Annotated in this window: 17 protein-coding genes; 9 read left to right on the top strand and 8 right to left on the bottom strand. The window is 63.3% G+C overall.

The genetic code is table 11. The annotated features are described in order from the left end of the window. The 7 genes from AB4P94_RS17560 to AB4P94_RS17530 all read left to right on the top strand — a co-directional run bounded on the left by AB4P94_RS17560 (window position 1) and on the right by AB4P94_RS17530 (window position 7143). A complete protein-coding gene (locus AB4P94_RS17560; RefSeq protein ID WP_395606641.1) occupies window positions 1-1011 on the top strand; it encodes a branched-chain amino acid ABC transporter permease in 1011 nt (336 codons plus the stop codon). Next, entirely contained in the window at window positions 1008-1757 is a 750-nt protein-coding gene (locus AB4P94_RS17555) for an ABC transporter ATP-binding protein (RefSeq protein WP_395606640.1), read from the top strand. The genes AB4P94_RS17560 and AB4P94_RS17555 overlap by 4 nt, the downstream gene beginning before the upstream one ends. Next, window positions 1757-2452: an ABC transporter ATP-binding protein gene (locus AB4P94_RS17550; protein WP_395606639.1), complete on the top strand. Its 696-nt coding sequence runs from the start codon at window positions 1757-1759 to the stop codon at window positions 2450-2452. Before AB4P94_RS17555 ends, AB4P94_RS17550 begins: the two co-directional genes overlap by 1 nt. A 13-nt stretch (window positions 2453-2465) precedes the next feature. Continuing rightward, window positions 2466-3734: a Zn-dependent hydrolase gene (locus AB4P94_RS17545; RefSeq protein ID WP_395606638.1), complete on the top strand. Its 1269-nt coding sequence runs from the start codon at window positions 2466-2468 to the stop codon at window positions 3732-3734. Next, window positions 3731-5134, top strand: a complete 1404-nt coding sequence (locus AB4P94_RS17540) for an amidase (RefSeq protein ID WP_395606637.1) — start codon at window positions 3731-3733, stop codon at window positions 5132-5134. The genes AB4P94_RS17545 and AB4P94_RS17540 overlap by 4 nt, the downstream gene beginning before the upstream one ends. Before the next feature lie 82 nt (window positions 5135-5216). Further along, the gene (locus tag AB4P94_RS17535; protein ID WP_395606636.1) at window positions 5217-6080 is read left to right on the top strand and encodes a LysR family transcriptional regulator; all 864 of its coding nucleotides are present in this window, start codon (window positions 5217-5219) and stop codon (window positions 6078-6080) included. 58 nt (window positions 6081-6138) lie between these two features. Further along, entirely contained in the window at window positions 6139-7143 is a 1005-nt protein-coding gene (locus tag AB4P94_RS17530) for a LacI family DNA-binding transcriptional regulator (protein WP_395606635.1), read from the top strand. On the opposite strand, the gene AB4P94_RS17525 is transcribed toward AB4P94_RS17530, so the two are convergent. The 6 genes from AB4P94_RS17525 to AB4P94_RS17500 form a co-directional block, all read right to left on the bottom strand. Continuing rightward, entirely contained in the window at window positions 7140-7865 is a 726-nt protein-coding gene (locus AB4P94_RS17525; RefSeq protein WP_395606634.1) for an SDR family oxidoreductase, read from the bottom strand. The two genes, AB4P94_RS17530 and AB4P94_RS17525, sit on opposite strands and share 4 nt — an antisense overlap. 136 nt (window positions 7866-8001) lie before the next feature. Next, window positions 8002-9534 carry an FGGY-family carbohydrate kinase gene (locus tag AB4P94_RS17520; protein WP_395606633.1) on the bottom strand — a complete coding sequence of 511 codons (1533 nt, stop codon included), beginning with the start codon at window positions 9532-9534 and terminating at the stop codon, window positions 8002-8004. Between the two features lie 2 nt (window positions 9535-9536). Continuing rightward, the gene (locus tag AB4P94_RS17515; RefSeq protein ID WP_395606632.1) at window positions 9537-10616 is read right to left on the bottom strand and encodes an alcohol dehydrogenase catalytic domain-containing protein; all 1080 of its coding nucleotides are present in this window, start codon (window positions 10614-10616) and stop codon (window positions 9537-9539) included. Between the two features lie 28 nt (window positions 10617-10644). Further along, complete coding sequence (locus AB4P94_RS17510) at window positions 10645-11637, bottom strand: ABC transporter permease (RefSeq protein ID WP_395606631.1); 993 nt, start codon at window positions 11635-11637, stop codon at window positions 10645-10647. Continuing rightward, window positions 11603-13111, bottom strand: coding sequence for a sugar ABC transporter ATP-binding protein (locus AB4P94_RS17505; protein WP_395606630.1), 1509 nt, complete (start codon window positions 13109-13111; stop codon window positions 11603-11605). The genes AB4P94_RS17510 and AB4P94_RS17505 overlap by 35 nt, the downstream gene beginning before the upstream one ends. 63 nt (window positions 13112-13174) lie before the next feature. After that, window positions 13175-14092, bottom strand: coding sequence for a substrate-binding domain-containing protein (locus AB4P94_RS17500; protein WP_395606629.1), 918 nt, complete (start codon window positions 14090-14092; stop codon window positions 13175-13177). A 293-nt stretch (window positions 14093-14385) separates the two neighbouring features. Here AB4P94_RS17500 and AB4P94_RS17495 point away from each other — a divergent pair, with 293 nt between their 5' ends. Together AB4P94_RS17495 and AB4P94_RS17490 are read left to right on the top strand one after the other, a co-directional pair. After that, the gene (locus AB4P94_RS17495) at window positions 14386-15063 is read left to right on the top strand and encodes a sterol desaturase family protein (RefSeq protein ID WP_395606628.1); all 678 of its coding nucleotides are present in this window, start codon (window positions 14386-14388) and stop codon (window positions 15061-15063) included. Then, window positions 15060-16160 carry an SMP-30/gluconolactonase/LRE family protein gene (locus AB4P94_RS17490; protein ID WP_395606627.1) on the top strand — a complete coding sequence of 367 codons (1101 nt, stop codon included), beginning with the start codon at window positions 15060-15062 and terminating at the stop codon, window positions 16158-16160. Before AB4P94_RS17495 ends, AB4P94_RS17490 begins: the two co-directional genes overlap by 4 nt. A 178-nt stretch (window positions 16161-16338) precedes the next feature. On the opposite strand, the gene AB4P94_RS17485 is transcribed toward AB4P94_RS17490, so the two are convergent. Together AB4P94_RS17485 and AB4P94_RS17480 are read right to left on the bottom strand one after the other, a co-directional pair. After that, the gene (locus AB4P94_RS17485; RefSeq protein WP_395606626.1) at window positions 16339-17403 is read right to left on the bottom strand and encodes a lipocalin-like domain-containing protein; all 1065 of its coding nucleotides are present in this window, start codon (window positions 17401-17403) and stop codon (window positions 16339-16341) included. Next, window positions 17393-19855 carry an FtsX-like permease family protein gene (locus tag AB4P94_RS17480; protein WP_395606625.1) on the bottom strand — a complete coding sequence of 821 codons (2463 nt, stop codon included), beginning with the start codon at window positions 19853-19855 and terminating at the stop codon, window positions 17393-17395. The genes AB4P94_RS17485 and AB4P94_RS17480 overlap by 11 nt, the downstream gene beginning before the upstream one ends.

Below are 19855 nucleotides of genomic sequence, written 5' to 3'. Positions count from 1 at the left end.
ATGAGCGAGAAAAACCCCCTGCCATTTGCCAAAACCCAGTCCAAAGCGATGTTGCTGTGGGTGCTGGCGGTGCTGATCGGCCTGCCGCTGATATTGCCCTCGGCGACCCTGGCCACCGAGATCCTGATCTTCGCCATGGCCGCCCTCGCCTGCAACCTGCTGCTGGGTTACACCGGGCTGTTGTCGTTCGGCCAAGGCATCTTCTTTGGGGCGGGCGCGTACTGCGCGGCGCTGCTGATGATTCACCTGCAACTGGGCCTGTTCAGCGCCTTGATTGGCGCTGCCGTCGCGGGTGGTTTCCTGGCCTTGCTGGTCGGCGCCCTGGCGATCCGCCGCACCGGCATCTACTTCGTGATGCTCACCCTGGCGTTCAGCCAAATGGCCTACTTCGTGGCCTACACCCTCAGCGACTGGACCGGCGGCGACAACGGCCTGCTCAGCGTGCCGCGCCCGGAAATCCGTATCGGTGAAACGGTGCTGCTGTCGCTCAGCGACGCCCGTGCCTTTTACGCCTTTGTCGCGGTGCTGTTCCTGCTGATCTTCATCGGCGCACGCCGGGTGATCGCCTCACCGTTCGGCAGCACGCTGATGGCGATCCGCGAAAACGAAACCCGCGCCTCGGCCATCGGCTACGACACACGCCACTTCAAGATCCTGGTGTTTGTGCTGTCCGGCGCTGTCACCGGGATTGCCGGGGCGCTGTACGCGATGCTGCTGCACTTCGTGCCGCTGTCGAACATCGACCTGGCGATGTCCGAGAACATCCTGATCATGACCATCGTCGGCGGCACCGGCTCGCTGTTCGGCTCGCTGCTGGGCGCCGGTTCCATCGTGCTGCTGGGGGATTTCCTTTCCGACCTGTGGCCGCGCTGGCTGATGCTGCTCGGCGTGATCCTGATCTTCGTGGTGATCTTTATGCGCGGCGGGTTATGGGGCGGCCTCGCATCGCTGTTCGAACGCGTGCGCAGCCGCCGCAAAACCTCGGTCACGGCCAAGGAGCAAGTGCTATGAGCATCCTGCTGGAAACCAGAAATCTGCAATTGGCCTACGGCGCGTTCCATGCGGTCAATGGCGTCAACCTCAAAGTTGAAGCCGGCACCATCCACACCATCATCGGCCCCAACGGCGCGGGCAAGACCAGCCTGTTCCATTGCCTGACCGGCGAGCGCCAGGCCACCGCCGGGGCGATTCATTTCGACGGCAAGAACCTGATGCGCAAACCGGCCCACGGCCGCGTAGGCCTGGGCATGGCGCGCTCGTTCCAGCTCACCAGCCTGTTCCAGAACCTCAGCGTGCGCGAAAACCTGCGCCTGGCCGCGCAAGGCCGCGATGGCGCCCGCGCCCTGAACTTCTGGCGCCGCGTCGACAGCAAGCGCGAACACCTGGAGATGGCCGACCAGGTGCTGGAACGCCTGCAACTCAGCGCCCGCGCCGACACCCTCGCCGGCGAGTTGTCCCACGGCCAGCAGCGGGTGCTGGAAGTGGGCATGTCGATCTGCTCCAAACCCAAACTGTTGATGCTCGACGAACCCACTTCGGGCATGGGCATCGATGACATCCCGATCATGACCCAACTGATCAGCGACCTCGGCCGCGACCACACGGTGCTGTTGATTGAACACAACATGAGCATCGTCATGTCCATCAGCCAACGCATCACGGTCATGAGCCACGGCCAGATCCTGGTCGAAGGCACACCGGAGTTCGTACGCGCCGATGAGCGTGTGCGCACCGCTTACCTTGGGGAGGCTGCCTGATGCTGATCGTCGAGAATATCCATTCCTACTACGACAAGAGCCACGTGCTCGAAGGCGTGTCGCTGACCGTCAACCCGGGCGAACTGGTCACGCTGCTGGGCCGTAACGGCGCCGGCAAGACCACCACCCTGCGCAGCATCCTCGGGATTATCTGCCCGCGCCAGGGCCAGATTCACTTCAACGGCCAGGCGCTGGTCGGCCAGAAGATCTTTGAAATTGCGCGCCAGGGTTTGGCGCTGGTGCCGGAGAACCGCGGAATTTTCCGCCTGCTCACCGTTGAGGAAAACCTGCGTATTGCCGTGCGCAAAACCAGCCGCTGGCAGATGGAGGATGTGTACGGCATGTTCCCGCGTCTCAAGGAACGCCGCAAAAACGCCGGCCACGCCTTGTCTGGCGGCGAGCAACAGATGCTCGCCATCGCCCGCGCCCTGCTCAACGACCCCAAGCTGCTGATCCTCGACGAGCCCACCGAAGGCCTGGCCCCGGTGATCGTCGACGAGTTGGTGAAGATCCTGCGCAAGGTCAAGGAGGATGGCCTGCCGGTGCTGCTGGTGGAACAGAACCTGATGGTCTGCGACAAGCTCGCCGACCGCCATTACGTCCTCGAACAGGGCCGCGTGGTCTACGAAGGCAGCGCCGCCGCTTTCCGCGCTGATCCGACCATCAAAAACCGCTATTTGGCCCTGAGTGCCTGACCGGAGACTGCTGATGAATAGTTTTGCGCAACCGCTCAAGAGCAATGCCCCGCTGATCAACCGCGACCGCTTGTGGCAATCGCTGATGGACCTGGCCCAACTCGGCGCCACGGTCAAAGGCGGCGTGTGCCGCCTGGCCCTGACCGACCTGGACCGCCAGGCCCGCGACCTGTTTGTGCACTGGTGCGAGGCGGCCGGGTGCAGCGTCACAGTCGACGCCATCGGCAATATCTTTGCGCGCCGCGCCGGGCGCAATGCTGCCCTGCCCCCGGTGATGACCGGCAGCCATATCGACACCCAGCCCACCGGCGGCAAGTTCGACGGCTGCTACGGGGTGATGGCCGGGCTGGAAGTGATCCGCACCCTGAATGACCTGAATATCGAAACCCAAGCCCCCATCGAAGTCGTGGTGTGGACCAACGAAGAAGGTTCGCGTTTCCCGCCGTGCATGATGGGCTCCGGGGTGTTTGCCGGGAAGTTCGACTTGCAGGACACCCTCGACAAACTCGACGACCAAGGCTTGTCGGTCGGCGCCGAATTGCAGCGCATCGGCTACGCCGGTTCGCGCGCGGTGCTGGGCCACCCGGTGGGCGCGTATTTCGAAGCGCACATTGAGCAAGGCCCGGTGCTGGAAGACAGGGCCACCACCATTGGCGTGGTCATGGGCTGCCTGGGCCAGAAGTGGTTCGACCTGACGTTGACCGGCGTCGAAGCCCACGCCGGGCCGACGCCGATGCACCTGCGCAAGGACGCCCTGGTCGGCGCCGCCGAGGTGGTCAGCGCGGTCAACCGCATCGCCCACCAGAATCAGCCCCACGCCTGCGGCACCGTCGGTTGCCTGAGCCTGCACCCCGGTTCGCGCAACGTTATCCCAGGCCAGGTGCACATGACCCTCGACCTGCGCCACCTGCATGCCGACAAACTGCAAGCCATGGTCGATGAAGTGCGCGGTGTGATCGAAGCCACCGCCAAACGACATGGCCTGACCTTTGAATTGACCCCCACGGCCGACTTCCCGCCATTGGACTTCGCCCCGGCCTGCGTCAACGCCGTGCGCGAGGGCGCCGAGGCCTTGGGCCTAAGCCATATGGAAATTGTCAGCGGCGCCGGGCACGACGCGATTTTCGTCGCCGAACTGGGCCCCGCCGGAATGATCTTCGTGCCGTGCGAAGGCGGCATCAGCCATAACGAAATCGAAAACGCCGCGCCGGACGATCTCGCAGCGGGCTGCGCGGTGTTGCTGCGCGCCATGGTCAACGCAGCGCAGGGGGATGTGGCATGAGTGAGGTCGGCCAACTGACAGCCGTGCAACTGCTGCAGCACTTTCGCGACAAAAGCCTGTCGCCGGTGGAAGTCACCGAAGATGCCTTGCTGCGTATCGAGCGCTTCAACCCGGCAGTGAATGCCTATTGCCACGTGGACCCGCAAGGCGCGCTCGATGCCGCGCGCGCCTCGGAGCAACGTTGGCTAAAAGGCCAACCCTGTGGCCCGCTGGACGGTGTGCCGTGTTCCATCAAAGACCTGACGCTGACGATCGGCATGCCTACCCGCAAGGGTTCACGCACCTCCTCCGCTGAAGGCCCGTGGGATGTCGATGCGCCCTTCTCAGCGTTTATGCGCAAAGCCGGCGCGGTGCTGCTGGGCAAGACCACCACGCCGGAATTCGGCTGGAAAGGCGTCACCGACAACCCGCTGTACGGCATCACCCGCAACCCGTGGGACACCCGCACCACCGCGGGCGGTTCATCCGGCGGCGCGGGTGCGGCGGCGGCATTGAACCTGGGGGTGTTGCATCAGGGCAGCGATGCCGGTGGTTCGATCCGCATTCCCTGCGCGTTTACCGGCACCTTCGGAATCAAGCCGACGTTCGGTTATGTGCCGCAGTGGCCGGCCAGCTCGATGACCCTCCTCTCGCACCTTGGGCCCATGACCCGCACCGTGGAAGACAGCGTGCTGATGCTGCAAACCGTGGCGCAGCCGGATGCGCGCGACGGCCTGATCGGCGCGCCGCGCACCGCGCCATGGCTCACGCCGGGTACAGACCTCAAAGGCCTGCGCGTGGCCTACAGCCCCACGTTCGGCTATGTGGACGTCGACCCGCAGGTGGCCAGGGTCGTCGCCCAGGCGGTTGACGGCCTGGTGCAACTGGGCGCGCACGTCGAGCAGATCGACCCGGGCTTCACTGACCCGCTGGAAGTGTTCAGCACCTTATGGGCCGCCGGCGCCGCACGCCTGACGGGTGCCATGAGCGATGCGCAAAAACACCTGCTCGACCCCGGCCTGCTGCGCATTGCCAGACGCGGCGAGCAACTGAGCCTGCGCGACTTCAACGACGCCCTCGAAGCCCGCGCCGCACTGGTCGCACGGATGGCCGCGTTCCATGAGCATTACGACGTGCTGGTGTCGCCGATGATGCCGATCACCGCATTTGAGGCGGGGCACAATGTGCCACCGGGATCAGGCATGGAAGAATGGATGGAGTGGACGCCGTTCACCTACCCTTTCAACCTGACCCAGCAACCCGCCGCCTCAGTGCCCTGCGGGCTGGCGGCAAACGGGTTGCCGGTGGGGTTGCATGTGGTGGGCGCGCGGTTTGCCGATGAACAGGTGCTGCGGGTGTGCCAGGCGTATGCCAAAGCATTCCCTACCTCACACTTGCAAGCACCCAAAACCCCGACCTGAAATGCAGTCAATTGTGGGAGCCAGCTCCCACAGGTTTAACCGCATTCCATTACAATGTCCCCCATTCATCCCCGGGGGCTTCATGGACATCGAACTGGCACGCACCTTCCTCGAAATCACCCGCTGCGGCAGCCTCGCCGCGGCGGCCGAGAAACTGCACGTCACCCAGACCGCGATCACCGCACGGGTCAAAAACCTCGAGAGCCAGTTGGGCAGCACGCTGTTCGTGCGCAACCGCGCCGGGGCACGCCTCACGCCGGACGGTGAGGCTTTTGTGGTGTACGCCAACCAGTTGCTGCAAACCTGGGAAGCCGCAAAACGCGACCTGCCGCTGCCGGATGGCTACCGCAACGTGCTGCATATCGGCGGTGAAGTCAGCCTGTGCAACCCGCTGATGCTGGGGTGGGCCCAGGCCCTGCGCCAACACATCCCCGGCCATGCCCTGCGCACCGAGGTGCGTGAAGGTGACTACCTGCTGCGTCAACTGGAACTGGGTGTGCTGGATGCCGCGCTGGTGTTCCAGCCGCAATACTGGCCCGGCTTGCAGGTGGAGCAGGTGCTGGAAGAAAAGCTGATCCTGGTGCAACTGGCGAGCAACCCGGCGCCCTACGTGTATATCGATTGGGGCCCCGGTTTTCGTCAGCAACACGACGCCGCCCTGCCCGACAAGGCCCGCGCCGCCCTGAGTTTCAACCTCGGCCCATTGGCCTTGCAGTACATCCTGGAAAACGGCGGCGCCGGCTACTTCCGTACCCGCGTGGTGCAGAGCTACCTGGACAGCGGCGTGATGCAACGCGTGCCCAAGGCGCCGGAGTTCAGCTTCCCGACGTATCTGGTGTACTCACGGGCGCGGGATTCGGCGGTATTGCAACGGGCACTGGAGTTGCTGCGCGGCGTGGTCAAGGCCGAAAGTGACTGGTCGCAACGCTGGGACCCGCTGATTTGAAGCCCTCTACGCCCGCGCGCGTGCTAGCCTGCGGGTGTTTCCTTTTGCAGCCTGACCGATGAACAAGAAAAAGTCCGTCACCATCAGCGACATCGCCAAACGGGTCGGCATGACCACCATCACGGTGTCCCGCGCCTTGAGCAAACCCGACCTGGTCAAGCCCGCCACCCTGGCGCGCATCCTTGAGGTGGCGCGCGAGCTGGACTACGTGCCCAACGCCTTCGCGCGTGGGCTCAAGCGCAGTGAAAGCCTGATCATCGGGGTGATCACCGCGTCGGTGGACAACCCGTTCTACAGCGAGATGATCAAGGCGATTTCCCGCGAGGCGAAAAAACACGGCTACACCATCATGCTGGTGGACACCGACGAACTCGAAGAGCTGGAAAGCAAAGCCGTGGACACTCTGCTGGGCTACCGCGTGGCGGGAATCATCCTGTCACCGGTCTCTGACGAACCTGATTACCAACCCGATTACCTGGAACGCCTGGGCAACGGCAAAACCCCGGTGGTGCTGCTCGACCGCACGATCCACGACAGCCCGTTCAGCCGCGTAGTGCTCGACAATTACCACAGCGGCATCCAGGCCGCCCACTACCTGCTGCGCCAAACCCCGAACCTCAAGCGCCTGCTGGTGCTGACCGGCCCCGAGCATTCACGCATTACCGTGGAGCGCCTCAAGGGCCTGCGCGAAGTGCTCGCCGAGCATCCGCAGGTGCACGTTGAAGTGCAGGCGGGCGACTACACGTTGATGCCGTCCTACCTGCACACCCTCGATTACCTGGCCGAACACTCGGCGCCGGACGCGATCATGGGCTTCAACCAGTTGATCACCCTCGGCGCCCTGCGGGCCCTGCGCATGCACAACATCGCCCATGACAGCCTGACCATCTGCGGCATCGACCGCCTGCCCTTCGCCGATATCTTCGGCGTGCCCATTGCCTGCGTGGCGCATGACGCCTCCTTGGCCGGAAGCAGCGCCGTGCGCCTGCTGCTGGACCGCCTCGAAGACCCGTTCAAACCAAGGGACAAGGTGGTCATCGCAGGCCAGCTGGAAAACGGCTAGCGGCTGGTGTAGCCGCCATCGATGGGCAGGCTGACGCCGCTGATCATGCTCGCGGCATCACTGAGCAGGAACAGCACCGGCATCGCCACTTCTGCCGGCTCGGCAAAACGCCCCAGCGGAATTGCCGCCAGCGCCGGATCGCGCTTGGCCGGTTCGGACCAGGCCATCGCGGCCATCGGCGTCAGCGTCACGGTGGGGTTGACGCTGTTGACACGAATCCCGAAACGCCCCCATTCGGCGCACTGCACGCGGGTGATTGCGTCCAGTGCGGCCTTGGACGCGCAGTAGCCGAGGTGATCGTCCAGCGCCACCAGCGACGCCTGGCTTGAGACGTTGACGATGCGGCCGGCGATCTTCGCGTCAATCATCTTCGCAGCGACCCGGCTGGCGACTTGTGCAGCAGCGCGGGCGTTGACGTTCATCACCTGGTCGAACGCCTCGGCACTGATCGCAGCGGCGGGTTCCAGGCGCGAGATGCCGGCGCAGTTGACCAGGCCGTGCAAGGGCGGCAGAGCTTGCAGGGCTTTATCGAGGGCGGCGCTGTCGGCGATGTCCAGGCACAGCGTTTGGCAGCCGAGTTGAGCGAGAGCCTGAGCATCGCGGCCAAGGGCAAAGACCTCGGCGCCGCTGGCGATCAGTTGCAAAGCGATTTCGCGGCCAATGCCGCTGCTGGCGCCGGTCACGAGGATGCGTTGGTGGGTGAAGTCAAAAGTGGTGGTCATAGTCATGCTTCCATAGGCGATGAAGATTCCCTGTGGGAGCGGGCTTGCTCGCGAATGCGGTGTTTCAGTAACACATTAGGTGACTGACACACCGCATTCGCGAGCAAGCCCGCTCCCACATTTGGACCTTGGTGAGTCAGGTGGTTTGCAGGTTATGCATGATCAGTTTCAGCGCGGGATACAGCTTCAAATACTCGGCAAACGCCTGCTCATAAGCCGCCACATTCTCGCGCTTCGGCTGCGCCCTCAGTTCGAGCTGCACCCAACCCTTCTCCATCTCCCCGTCACTCACCAACCCCACCGTGTGCGCCGCCAGCAACGCCGCGCCGAGTGCCGCTTCCACCTCCTGAACAATGGTGTAAACCGGATACCGCGTCACATCCGCGATGATCTGCATCCACAAATCCGAATGGCTCGCGCCGCCCACCACAATCAGGCGCGGGTCCAGCGAGTGCGCACCGCGCGTGCCCGCCTCGATGTTATGGCGCAGGGCAAAGCTCACCCCTTCGAGCACCGCGCGGTACAGGTGAATGCGGCTGTGGTAGAGGTTGAGCCCGACAAAACTGCCGCTGGCGCGGTCGTCCCACACCGGGCTGCGCTCCCCCATCAAATACGGCAGGAACACCACGCCTTCGCTGCCCGCCGGGATCTTCATCGCGGCCTGTTCCAGCAGCACCAGGCTGTCCTGGCCGGTGGTTTTGGCCTGTTGTTCTTCAGCCTGGCAGAACTGCTCGCGAAACCAGCTGACCGAGGCCCCGGCGGTGATCGCGCCACCAAAGATGTACAGGTCCTGATGGCCGTTGTAGACATGGGGCATGCTCACCAAACCATGGTGCGCGTCCACGTGCTGGTTCAAGTAGCCCCAGCACATGCTCGTGCCGATCATCGCCACATGGTTGCCCGGCTGTGTCACGCCTGCTGCCAGCGTCGCCATGGCCGCATCCACGCCACCGGCCAGAATCGGCGTGCCCGCCGGCAAGCCCAGACGCGCGGCCCAGCTGCCTTGCAAGCCGCCCACCACCTCGCCGGAATACACCAATCGCTCGGGCATCATCGTCTGCGGGATGCCCAGCGCGTCGAGCATTTCGGCTGACCAACCGCGCGCCTTCACGTCGTAGACGCCGCCGATATTGCCCGCGCTGCTATGGTCCACCGCCAACTCACCGGTGAGGCACCAGTTGATGTAGCTGTTGGGCGGCAGCAAGTAGCGCGTGTTGGCCCACACCTGGGGCTGATGCTGTTTGAGCCAGAGCATCTTGGTGAAGCCGTAGTAGCTGTCCACCGAGTTACCGGTGATTTCGAACAGGCGCTCAAGGTCAACATGTTCCCGCACCCAGGCGACCTGTTCACCCGCGCGGCGGTCCATCCAGATCAGGCACGGGTGCAGTGGCGTGATCTGCGCATCCACCGCAATCCCCGAGCCGCCATACAGGCTGCTGATGCACAGCGCCTTGACCTGCTCGCGGGTAACCCCGGCCTTTTCCATGCAGCGCAAAACGCACGCCTCGACGGCGTCCAGCCAGACCTGCGGCCATTGCTCGGCCCAGCGCACTTTCGGGGTATCCACGCGATACCCCTGGCTGTGCTGGGCGATGATCGTGCCTTGACCATCCACCAGCAGCGCCTTGGTGCTCTGGGTCCCGATGTCGACACCCATGATGTAGTTCATCTTCAAATTACCGGCTTCAACAGCACCTTGATCGACTTCGTCGAGTTGGCCAGCTCAAAGGCTTCGGCCCAGTCGTCCAGCGGGAAGTCATGGGTGACGATGCCTTTGGAGGTGACCAGGCCGCGCTCGAACAGGTCGATGGCGATCGGGTAGCAATACGGGCCGAGGTGGGCGCCGCGTACGTCCAGCTCCTTGCGGTCGCCGATGATCGACCAGTCGACGCTGGTCTCGGCGCCAAACACACTGAACTCGACGAAACGCCCAAGCTTGCGGATCAGGTCCAGGCCTTGGGTCACGCCGGCCGGAACGCCCGTGGTTTCGATGTAGACGTCGCAGCCGTAGTTATCGGTCAGGCCATTGATGATCTGGCGGGCGTTGTCACGGGCCGGGTTGATGACCACGTCGGCACCGAATTTTTTCGCCAATTCCAGGCGCTCGTCGACCATGTCGATCACCACCAGTTTTTTTGGCGTTTTCAGCGCGGCCACTTGCACCATGCACAGGCCGAGGGTGCCCGCGCCGGCAATCACCACCACGTCATCGAGCTGGATGTCGCCACGGTTGACGGTGTGGATCGAGCAGGCCATCGGCTCCACCAGCGCCGAGTCTTCCAGCGACACCGACTCCGGAATCTTGTGCACGATGGCGGTCTTGGGAATGCGCATGTACTGGGCCATGCCGCCTTCGGCGACCTCACGCTGGAAGCCGAAAATGTTGTGCACTTCGCACATCCAGTACTTGCCGGACTTGCAGAAACGGCACTTGCCGCACGGCACGATCTGCTCGGCGATCACCTTGTCGCCGACCTTGACCTCAAAGTGCTCCTCGGCGCCCTCACCCGCTTCCACCACGTAGCCGAAAAACTCGTGGCCCGGCACGACCGGCGCCTTGACCCACGGGTTGTCGCCGCCCCAGAACATGGCCGCGCCCGAGTGGCATTTGCAGTCGCTGGCACAGATGCCGCAGGCGGCGATGCGGATCACCAGTTCATTGGGCCGCGCCTGGGGTTTGCTGATGCGTTGCAGGCGGTAATCTTTCGGGCCGTGGCAGACGACGGCTTGCATTTCGGTGTGCTTGTCCATGGTTTTCGGTCCTGTTCTTGTAAGAGGTTTATTTGTGGCGCTGACGGCTGATAAAGATCGCCAGCAAAATGATCCCGCCTTTGATCACGCTCTGTACGTAGGGCGAGACCCCGAGCATGTTCAGTCCGTTGTTCAAGACGCCGAGCAGCATGGCGCCGAGCAAAGTGCCGACAATCACCCCGCGCCCACCGGCAATCGAGGCGCCGCCGAGTACCACGGCGGCAATCGCATCCAGCTCGAACGACACGCCGGCATTCGGCTGGCCGCTCATCAGGCGTGACGTGAGTACCAGCCCGGCAATCGCGGCGGTCAGGCCGCTGATGCCATACACCAGCAACTTGAAGCGCGCCGCGCGCACGCCAGACAACCGCACCGCCTCTTCATTGCCGCCGATGGCATAGATATAGCGGCCGATGCGCGTGTGCTGCAGCAACACGTAGGCGGCGAAATAGGTGATCAGCATGATCAGGATCGGCACTTCAATGCCGAACAGGCTCTGGCGGCCAAAGAAGCCAAACCAGTCCGGCAGCCCGGAAATCGGGTAGCCGTCGGTGTACATCAGGCCCAGGCCACGGGCGATGCCCATGGTCGCCAGCGTGACGATGATCGGCGGCATGTGCAGGTAGGCCACGAACAGGCCGTTGCCGATGCCGAAGGCCACGCCGATCAGCATGCCGGCACCTATCGCCAGGCCTGGCGGCAGGCCCGCGACCATCAGCCCCGCCGTGAGCGTGCCGGACAGCGCCATCACCGGGCCCACTGACAGATCGATGCCACCGGTGAGAATCACGCAGGTCATGCCCACCGCGATAATCGCGTTGATCGACACCTGGCGGGCGATGTTCGACAGGTTGCTGGTGGTCAGGAAGGTGTCGCTGGCGAGAATCATCACCAGCGTCACCACCACCAGCCCCACAAAGGGGTAAAACGCCGGCGAGCGCACCAGCCGCGCCAGGTTCAGGCGCAGCCGGGCGCTGTCGGCGGTTTTAATGGACATATTCACTTGAGCCCCCTGTTGCATGGCGCATGACCTCTTGAGGATTGACGGCAGACGCTTCAAGTACCTTGACGATGGCGCCCTTGTGGAACACGGCGACGCGGTCGCACATGCCGATGACTTCCGGCAATTCGGAAGAAATCATGATGATGGCGTAGCCCTGTTCGGTGAGGCTGCGCATCAGCGTGTAGATCTGCGCCTTGGCGCCGACGTCGATGCCGCGCGTGGGTTCGTCGAACACCAGCACGTCGCAGTGGTGGTTGATCCAGCGCGCGATCACCACCTTCTGCTGGTTGCCGCCACTGAGGTTGAACACCCGGCTTTCGCCACTGGGCGCCTTGATCGACAGCTGTTTCATCAGGCCTTCGACACTCGCGCATTCGCGGCCCTTGTCGATCAAGCCCGAGGCGTTCTGGTATTTGGGCAGGTTGTTCAGGGAGATGTTTTCGCGAATGCTGAAATCGGTAATCAGCCCTTCGCTCTTGCGGCTTTCCGGGAGCAAACCGATGCCGTGAGCCAGCGCCTGGGCCGGGTCGTCGAGGCTGACTTTCTCGCCGCGCAGCCAGACGTCTTTGCTCACCGACGGCAGCGCGCCCATCATGCCCAGGGCAAGTTCGGTGCGGCCGGAACCGACCAGCCCGGCGAAACCGAGGATTTCGCCCTTGTGCAACTGGAAGCTGTTGTGGGGGCCGTTGCGCACCAGCTGGATGTCTTTGACTTCCAGCAGCAACGGGCCGCGCGCTTGAGTCGGTTTGGGCGGAAAACTGTGTTCCAGGCGGCGGCCCACCATCATTTCAACGAGGCGGTCGATATCACTGTCGGCCACATCCGTCACGCCCACATTGCCGCCATCGCGCAGCACACTGATGCGGTCGCACACCTGGAAAATCTCCTCCAGGTGGTGCGAGATGAAAATCACCGCCACGCCCTGGCGCTTGAGCTCGCGCATGATGTCGAACAGCAGTTCGGCTTCGCTGGGCGTCAGGGTGGCGGTGGGTTCATCGAGCACCAGCAGGCGCGCATCCAGGGCCAGGGCCTTGGCAATTTCGACGAACTGCTGCTCGGCCACGCTCAGGTGCTTGACGGCGCATTGCAGGTCAATGGTCACGCCCAGGCGCTGGAACAATGCTTCGGATGCCTCGACCATTTCGCGCTTGCGCAACAGGCCGAAGCGGTTGCTCAGCTCATGGCCGAGGAAGATGTTTTCCACCGCCGTGAGGTAGGGAATCAGGCTGAACTCCTGGAACACAATGCCGATGCCGGCGGCAATCGCATCGCGGTACGTCGCGAATTGCTGCGCCTGGCCATCGATCAGGATCCGGCCTTCGTCCTGATGCTCGACGCCGCCGAGGATTTTCATCAAGGTCGATTTGCCCGCGCCATTCTCCCCGAGCAACGCGTGAATTTCGCCGCGTTCCACTTGCAGGTTGATGGACTTGAGGGCCTGTACGCCCGGGTACCGCTTACAGATATTTTCCAGCTTCAGAAGACTGCTCATACCGCCGACCCCGTATTCAGAAGGAAACCTCAAGCCCCACGATTTTCGTGGGGCCCAGGTGATTTACCAGCTGAAATCCTTGGCCTTGGCCTGGTCGATCAAGGTGATGTCCACCGGAATCGTGGCGGGTACTTGTGAGCCCCACTTCTTGGCCAGGGCGATACCGAGGGCCAGGCGGATCTGGTCGCGCGGGTATTGCGCCGAGGTGGCGATGAACTTGCTGCCCGGTTTCTGGATCGCCTTGATCGCTTCCGGCGCGCCGTCGACGCTGACCAGTTTCACGTCCAGGCCGCTGGCTTCGATGGCCGACAACGCGCCGAGTGAGCCGTTGTCATTCACGCTGAAAATACCCTTGAGGGTCGGTTGGGCCTGCAGCATGTTTTCGGTGACGGTGAGCGCCTGGTCACGTTCCTGCTTGCCGTTCTGGACGCTGACAATCTTGATGTCCGGGTGCTTGGCCACGGCCTCTTTGCAACCGCGCACACGTTCCAGAATCGGCACCACCGCGATGCCATCGAGAATGGCGATGTTGCCTTTGTCGCCGATGTTCTTGGCCAGGTACTCACAGGCCTGGAAGCCGGCGTCGAAGTTTTTCGAACCGACGAAGGAATCCAGCGGGCCGTCGGCCTGGGCGTCTACGGCAACCACGACCACACCTGCGGCGTGGGCGGATTTGACGGCCGATTGCACGCCGACCGAGTCGGTGGGGTTGATCAGCAAGATGTCGATGCCCTTTTGCAGCATGTCCTCGACGTCGCTGACTTGCTTGGACACATCGTGGCGGGCATCGGTGATGATCAGTTTCGCGCCGATGGTCGCGCCGGCTTCTTCCAGGGCGTTTTTCATGGTGACGAAATAGGGGTTGTTGATTTCCTGGAACGAGGCGCCGATGCGGATGGGCTTGGGGGTGTCGGCGAAAGCTTGAGTGCCGAGGGTGATGCTGACGGCCAGTAAACACAGGGTTTTCGGGAGCATTTTCATGGCGTGGGTCTCTGTTTTGTTTTTATTTTTAGAGCAAATGTTATCGATAACATTTTGTCAGAAGCTAACAAGGAAATTCAGCCCGTGCAAGAGGCCGTTGGTCGGTCGCGGTCGAATGTGGGAGCGGGCTTGCTCGCGAAGACGGTCATCCAGTCGCCCTATGCAGCGGCTGACATGCCTTCTTCGCGAGCAAGCCAGCTCCCGCAGTTGATACGTGCATGACGCAAAAACTCGCACATTTTCCACCGCCAACTAAGCTCACCCTCCAACAAAAAAACACTGAGTGTTCCACCATGGTCCATCCAACCGAGACCTTCCGCGCCCACTACCGCGCAAATGTGTCATCGCGCTACAACCCTTGGCTCCACGCCACATTCGTGTTCGCCTACGGCATCACCTGCATCACCCTGGCCTGGTCTTGCACCGAAAACATCACCCCACTCCAGTGGTTCACAGTCCCCCTGACCCTGATCTTCTTCAACCTGTGCATCTACCTCGTGCACCGCCACCTCGGCCATCACAAACACACCCTCGGCCGGTTGTTCTATGCGCGCCACACCGGCGACCACCACAGCTTCTTCACCCCCGGCCACATGACCTTCGACAGCCCCCGCGACTGGCGCGTGATCCTGTTCCCCGCCTGGCTCATCGTGTTGCACAGCCTGGCCATCACCCTCCCCGCCTGGTGGCTGCTCAAACAGCTAAGCCCCAACGTGGCCGGGCTGTTCGCCGGGTGCATGATCCTCGGCTACCTGCTCTACGAAACCTTCCACGCCTGCGAACACCTGCCCGCAGCTCACCCAGTGGCACGCCTGCCGTGGATTCGCCAGATGCACCACCTGCACGCCCTGCACCACCGCCGCGAGCTGATGCAGGGGCGCAACTTCAATATCGTCCTGCCCCTGATGGACTACCTATTCGGCACCCTGCACTGGGAACCGAACGCCCACGACAACCGGAAGTCGTCATGAATACCCGCCCCAAAAAATTACGCCATTTACTCTTTGTGCTGTTTCTCGCCGTGATCGCCTTTCTGCTGTTGATGCCGACCAAAGTCCAGCCAGTGAACTGGGCGCCCCCCAAAGCCCCCTCGATGAAAGACGGCCCATACGCTGAAAACCACCGCCTCAAAGACATACAAAAAATCGGCGCCCAGGGCATCGCCGGGCCCGAAGCTCTGTTGCTGGATGCTCAGGGCTTTCTGATCAGCGGGCTGCAGGACGGGCGCATCATCCGCACCTCGCCTGACAGCCACACCCTCGAAGTGCTGACCAACACCGGCGGGCGCCCGCTCGGCATGGCGCGGCACCCGGACGGGCGCTTGATCATCGCCGACGGCGTCAAAGGCCTGCTGGCCCTGGACGCCAACCGCCAGCTCATCACCCTGAGCACCGGCGCGAACGGCGTGCCTTTCGGTTTCACTGACGATGTCACCGTGGATGCCAGCGGGCGCTACGCGTATTTCAGCGACGCCTCCAGCCGCTGGGGCTACGGGCAGGATGGCGAGGCCGTGATCGAGCACGGCGGCGATGGCCGGCTGCTGCGCTATGACTTCAGCAAGGGCACCACCGAGGTGCTGCTAGAGCATTTGCAATTCGCCAACGGCGTGGCGCTGGGCCCGGACGAAAACTACGTGCTGGTGAATGAAACCGGTGCCTACCGCATCAGCCGCTATTGGCTCAAAGGCGAGCGCGCCGGCCACCACGACCTGTTTATCGACAACCTGCCCGGCCTGCCGGACAACCTCAGTTTCAACGGCCGCGACCGCTTCTGGGTGGCCCTGTATTCACCGCGCAACCCATTGCTGGATGGCTTCGCCGGCTACCCCCTGTTGCGCAAGGTGATGGTTCGGGCGCTGATGGTGGTGCCCAAGCCCATCGAACGCAAAGCCTTCGTGCTCGGGCTGGACACCGAAGGCAACGTCATCGCCAACCTGCAGGACGGCAGCGCAGGGAATTACTCGCCCATCACCACCGCCCGCGAATATGGCGACTGGCTGTACCTGGGCTCGCTGAAAAGCACGAGCATGGCGAGGCTACCGTTGAGGTTGGCGCTGGCGCGTGAGTGACAAAAGCCCCGCGTTGGGCTGCGTAGCAGCCCATTAAGGCTGGCTCCAGAGTGTCAGGCAAAACGCGGTGGCTGTTATGGGGGCTGCTTCGCAGCCCAACGCGGGGCAAGCCCGCTCGCCACAGGGACATGTGTTCATCTTTTACTTCAGGGTGCTGGCCACAATCCGTTGCATGGCGTCAGTACCCGGTCATTTCCAGATACCCCACCCCACCGTCAAACTTCACTGGCCCTTCCCAGTAGGGAATGCTCAGGTTCATCCACGCTTTCGGGTTGACGGCTTCGGTGGTGATATCCAGCTGCTTGCCAGGAATTTTCAGCGACCAACGTGTAGGAATGTGGCGCCCGTCAATGTCGGTAGTTGCCAGTGGCGCAAGCTGGATATCGGCATTGTGCAGGGTTTCGGTGTGGCCTTCCTTGTCGATCCAGGTGCCGGTCAGGTAACCCGCGCCGTCGGTTTGCCGTACGCGAAACAGCATCAATTGTTCACCACGGTCCAGGTGCAGGGAGAACCAGTCCCAACCGGTCTGGCTGGCCGCCAGCGGTTGGCTGCTCCATTCGCGGTCGAGCCAGGCCGAGCCGCTGACCTCGTACGTTTTGCCGTCGATGCTGACACTGCCTTCGGCGGTGAAAAACGGCTGGCTGTAGTAGTAAGACGCCTGCCCCTGATCGGACTTTCGGCTGTAGCCGTTATCGCCTTGCAGCACCAGCGGCCGGCTTGATGTCAGGTGCAGGTCGTAGGCGAATTGCGCCCCGCCCGCCTTGAGCTGCATGTCCGCCAAGGGGCTTGCGGCGCCAGGGCGGGTGGCGAAATTCCAGTCGTCGATCCAGGCGTTGAACGGCATCGCCTGGGCCCCCGCCTGCCCCACGCCACCTCGGGCGAAGCGTTCCGCCGCGTAATGCCGGCTGGCCGAGGTGACGGCGGCGTGGCCGAGCCACACGGTCGAGTCGTGCCAGCCCGGCTGCACAGGCCCGGCTTTCAACGCGTTGCGAAACAGGGTCCATTGCACGCCGAACACATTGCCCTGGGCATCCTTGAGGTTCGCGGTGACGTACCACCACTCGATGCGAAAGCCGTCGTGCGGGCCGTGGTCTTCGGGAAAGCTGAACACCTTGCCCGGCACCACCTGGGCAAAGTCCGCCGCATCGCTGCCCAGCCCGGCAAAGCTCTCTTCGGGCGCAGGCGCCTTGTCGCATGCACTGAGCAGCAACAGCGCGGCGCACAACAGCGCTTTAATCTTCATGGGCAAAGGTCCTCAACAAATCTGCCGGGCGGCTGCGGTACAACTGCCACAGCGGCCAGGCCGAGGCCAGCAAGGTGGCGAGCATGGCCAGGCCCAACAATTGCGCCAGCTGCCACGGGAACACCTGCAGCGGCAGGCGCCAGCCAAACGCCTGCACATTGATCACCGCGTCCAGGCTCCACGCCAGCAGCAGGCCGAGCGGTAACGCGAGAATCAAGGTGAGCACGGCCAGCAGCCACGTCTGGCCCAGGTTGAGCAGCATCAGTTGCCGTCGGGTAACGCCCAGCGCCCACAGCGGTGCGAGCTGGCCGAGGCGGCTTTGGCTCTGGGTCAGCAGGCTGATAAACAGTGCCACACCCGCCACACCGAGAGTCAGGCTATTCAGCGCAGCGGTGGCCGCGAAGGTGCGCTCGAACACCTGGCTCGACCAGCCCTTGAGCTGCTGTTGGTCGACGATGCGGCTGTCTTCCAGGGCGAAGGCGTGCTGCATTTCACGCACCAACGCAGGCACATTCTGCGGCAGCACGCGCAGGTTGAAACGCACCGGTGACAACGTTGGCCAATGCGCCAACAGGTGCCGATAGTTGACGATCAAATGGCCCTTCGGGTTGCCATAGTCGGCATAAATCGCCACAACTCGAGGCGACCAAACGCCCTGAGGCGCAGGAATGTTTACCGCGTCGCCCAAGTGAACATTCAGGCGCCTGGCGATTTGCTCACTGAGCATCACGCTGTCGCCGTTGAGCAACTGTTTCCACGGCTCGCTGGCCGCCTCCAGCAAGGGCCAGTGCTGGTGATACGTGGGGTCGTCGATCACGCCAAATAGATCGGCCGGCCAACCCTGCAATTGCAACGAGACCTCCCAGGCGGGCAGCACGGTTTGTACCAGCGGTTGCTGCGCCAACCATGTCGACAATTGCTCGGCCTGGGCCGGATTCTGCGGGTTGACATACAGCTCGGCGGTCAGGCGTTGTTCCAGCCAGTTATTAAAGGTCTGGCGAAAGCCCGAAGTCATGGAGCCCGCGCCGATATTCGCCGCCAGCGCCAGCAGCAAGGCCATCAGCGCCAGGCTCAGGGCCGGCAACTGCTGGCGGCAATCGGCAAGAAACCATTGGCCCAGCACGGAGCGGCTGCGCCCCAGCACGGCCTTTAATAAACCGTTGAGCACCACCGGCAAACCCAGCGCAGCGCCCAACAGCAAGGCGGCCATCAGCACAAAACCGGCGGCCAGGCTGTCACCCAGCCACAGCGCCAGCAACCCGATCACCAGCGCCGTCGCAGCGACCCAGGCCTGGCGTCGCAGCCAGCGCCCATGGGCCTCATGCCAGGCCTGGGCGTTGGCCAGCGCCAGCAACGGCAAACGCGCCGCCCGCCACAAGCTGCTGGCACCGGCGAGCAGTGCGCCGAGCAAACTCAAGCCCAAACCCGCCAGCCACCACCAGGGGCTGAGGCTCAGTTGCCCCGGCACTTCGGCGCCGTACAAACCGCGCAAGCTGGCGGCCACGTCAGGCAGCAACACACTGGCCAGCAAGTAACCACTGGCAACACCCAGCACACCGCCCAACAACGACAACGCGCCGAGCTCGACACCCAGGCTGAGGATCAGCATGCGTGCACTCACCCCACAGGCACGCAAGGTCCGCAGCAACCCGCGTCGCTGTTCCAGCGCCAGGCCGATGGCGGCATGGACGATAAACAAGCCCACCACAAACGACAGAAAACCCAGGGCATCGAGGTTCAGGTGAAAGCTTTCGGTGAGGCGCGCGAGGTTGTTGTCTTCGCTGCGTTTGAGTTGCAGTGCCACCGGTGGCGTGGAATGCGAAACGGCGAAGGCCTTGTCCAGCAGCAGGCGCGACAGCTGGCCGGGCATTGCCAGCAAGGGTTGGGCAAAACCGATGTCCGTCAACAGCATGCCAGGGGCCATGTCCTGTTGAGCCTGCAAGGGCGGCAACGCCTGCCCGCTGGCGGTCAGGGGTTGCTCACCTTCGTGCAGCCCGAGTGCCTGCAAGGTTTGCGGAGCAATCCAGGTGCGCCCCGGCGGTTCGAAAAACGCGAGCATTTGCGCCTGGCTCAAACGTTGCCCCGCCACCACCCCACTGCCGGGCAACGACAACGGGTCGATCCCCATCAATTGCAGGCGCTGGTCCTCATGCCCCTTGAGCAGCAAACGCCCCTGCACCACCGGCGACACCGGCCAGCCCGCGCGGCGCAGTTGAGCAAACAGCGCTTGCGGGAACGCCGCGCCATCCGGCGCGCTCAAACTGGCCTGGGGTTCACCTCCGATCAGTTGGCTGGCGCGCGCGTAACTCTCCCGCGCCTGGCTGTTGAGAGCTTGCACGCCGGTCAATAACGCGGTGGCCAGCCACAGGCCGGTCAACACGCTGAAAAACTGCACGGGATGGCGCCGCCAGTGGCTCAGCAGTGCGCGCAACGCCCAGTAAAATACGGCCAT

This window comes from Pseudomonas sp. B22129 (assembly GCF_044218875.1).
Lineage (GTDB): Bacteria > Pseudomonadota > Gammaproteobacteria > Pseudomonadales > Pseudomonadaceae > Aquipseudomonas.
This window is presented reverse-complemented; position numbering and strand designations above follow the sequence as displayed.

Excerpts from the sequence above, each read along its gene's own strand:
- AB4P94_RS17560 (WP_395606641.1), top strand. The coding sequence starts at position 1 with ATGAGCGAGAAAAACCCCCTGCCATTTGCCAAAACCCAGTCCAAAGCG.
- AB4P94_RS17555 (WP_395606640.1), top strand. The coding sequence starts at position 1,008 with ATGAGCATCCTGCTGGAAACCAGAAATCTGCAATTGGCCTACGGCGCG.
- AB4P94_RS17550 (WP_395606639.1), top strand. The coding sequence starts at position 1,757 with ATGCTGATCGTCGAGAATATCCATTCCTACTACGACAAGAGCCACGTG.
- AB4P94_RS17545 (WP_395606638.1), top strand. The coding sequence starts at position 2,466 with ATGAATAGTTTTGCGCAACCGCTCAAGAGCAATGCCCCGCTGATCAAC.
- AB4P94_RS17540 (WP_395606637.1), top strand. The coding sequence starts at position 3,731 with ATGAGTGAGGTCGGCCAACTGACAGCCGTGCAACTGCTGCAGCACTTT.
- AB4P94_RS17535 (WP_395606636.1), top strand. The coding sequence starts at position 5,217 with ATGGACATCGAACTGGCACGCACCTTCCTCGAAATCACCCGCTGCGGC.
- AB4P94_RS17530 (WP_395606635.1), top strand. The coding sequence starts at position 6,139 with ATGAACAAGAAAAAGTCCGTCACCATCAGCGACATCGCCAAACGGGTC.
- AB4P94_RS17525 (WP_395606634.1), bottom strand. The coding sequence starts at position 7,865 with ATGACCACCACTTTTGACTTCACCCACCAACGCATCCTCGTGACCGGC.
- AB4P94_RS17520 (WP_395606633.1), bottom strand. The coding sequence starts at position 9,534 with ATGAACTACATCATGGGTGTCGACATCGGGACCCAGAGCACCAAGGCG.
- AB4P94_RS17515 (WP_395606632.1), bottom strand. The coding sequence starts at position 10,616 with ATGGACAAGCACACCGAAATGCAAGCCGTCGTCTGCCACGGCCCGAAA.
- AB4P94_RS17510 (WP_395606631.1), bottom strand. The coding sequence starts at position 11,637 with ATGCAACAGGGGGCTCAAGTGAATATGTCCATTAAAACCGCCGACAGC.
- AB4P94_RS17505 (WP_395606630.1), bottom strand. The coding sequence starts at position 13,111 with ATGAGCAGTCTTCTGAAGCTGGAAAATATCTGTAAGCGGTACCCGGGC.
- AB4P94_RS17500 (WP_395606629.1), bottom strand. The coding sequence starts at position 14,092 with ATGAAAATGCTCCCGAAAACCCTGTGTTTACTGGCCGTCAGCATCACC.
- AB4P94_RS17495 (WP_395606628.1), top strand. The coding sequence starts at position 14,386 with ATGGTCCATCCAACCGAGACCTTCCGCGCCCACTACCGCGCAAATGTG.
- AB4P94_RS17490 (WP_395606627.1), top strand. The coding sequence starts at position 15,060 with ATGAATACCCGCCCCAAAAAATTACGCCATTTACTCTTTGTGCTGTTT.
- AB4P94_RS17485 (WP_395606626.1), bottom strand. The coding sequence starts at position 17,403 with ATGAAGATTAAAGCGCTGTTGTGCGCCGCGCTGTTGCTGCTCAGTGCA.
- AB4P94_RS17480 (WP_395606625.1), bottom strand. The coding sequence starts at position 19,855 with ATGGCCGTATTTTACTGGGCGTTGCGCGCACTGCTGAGCCACTGGCGG.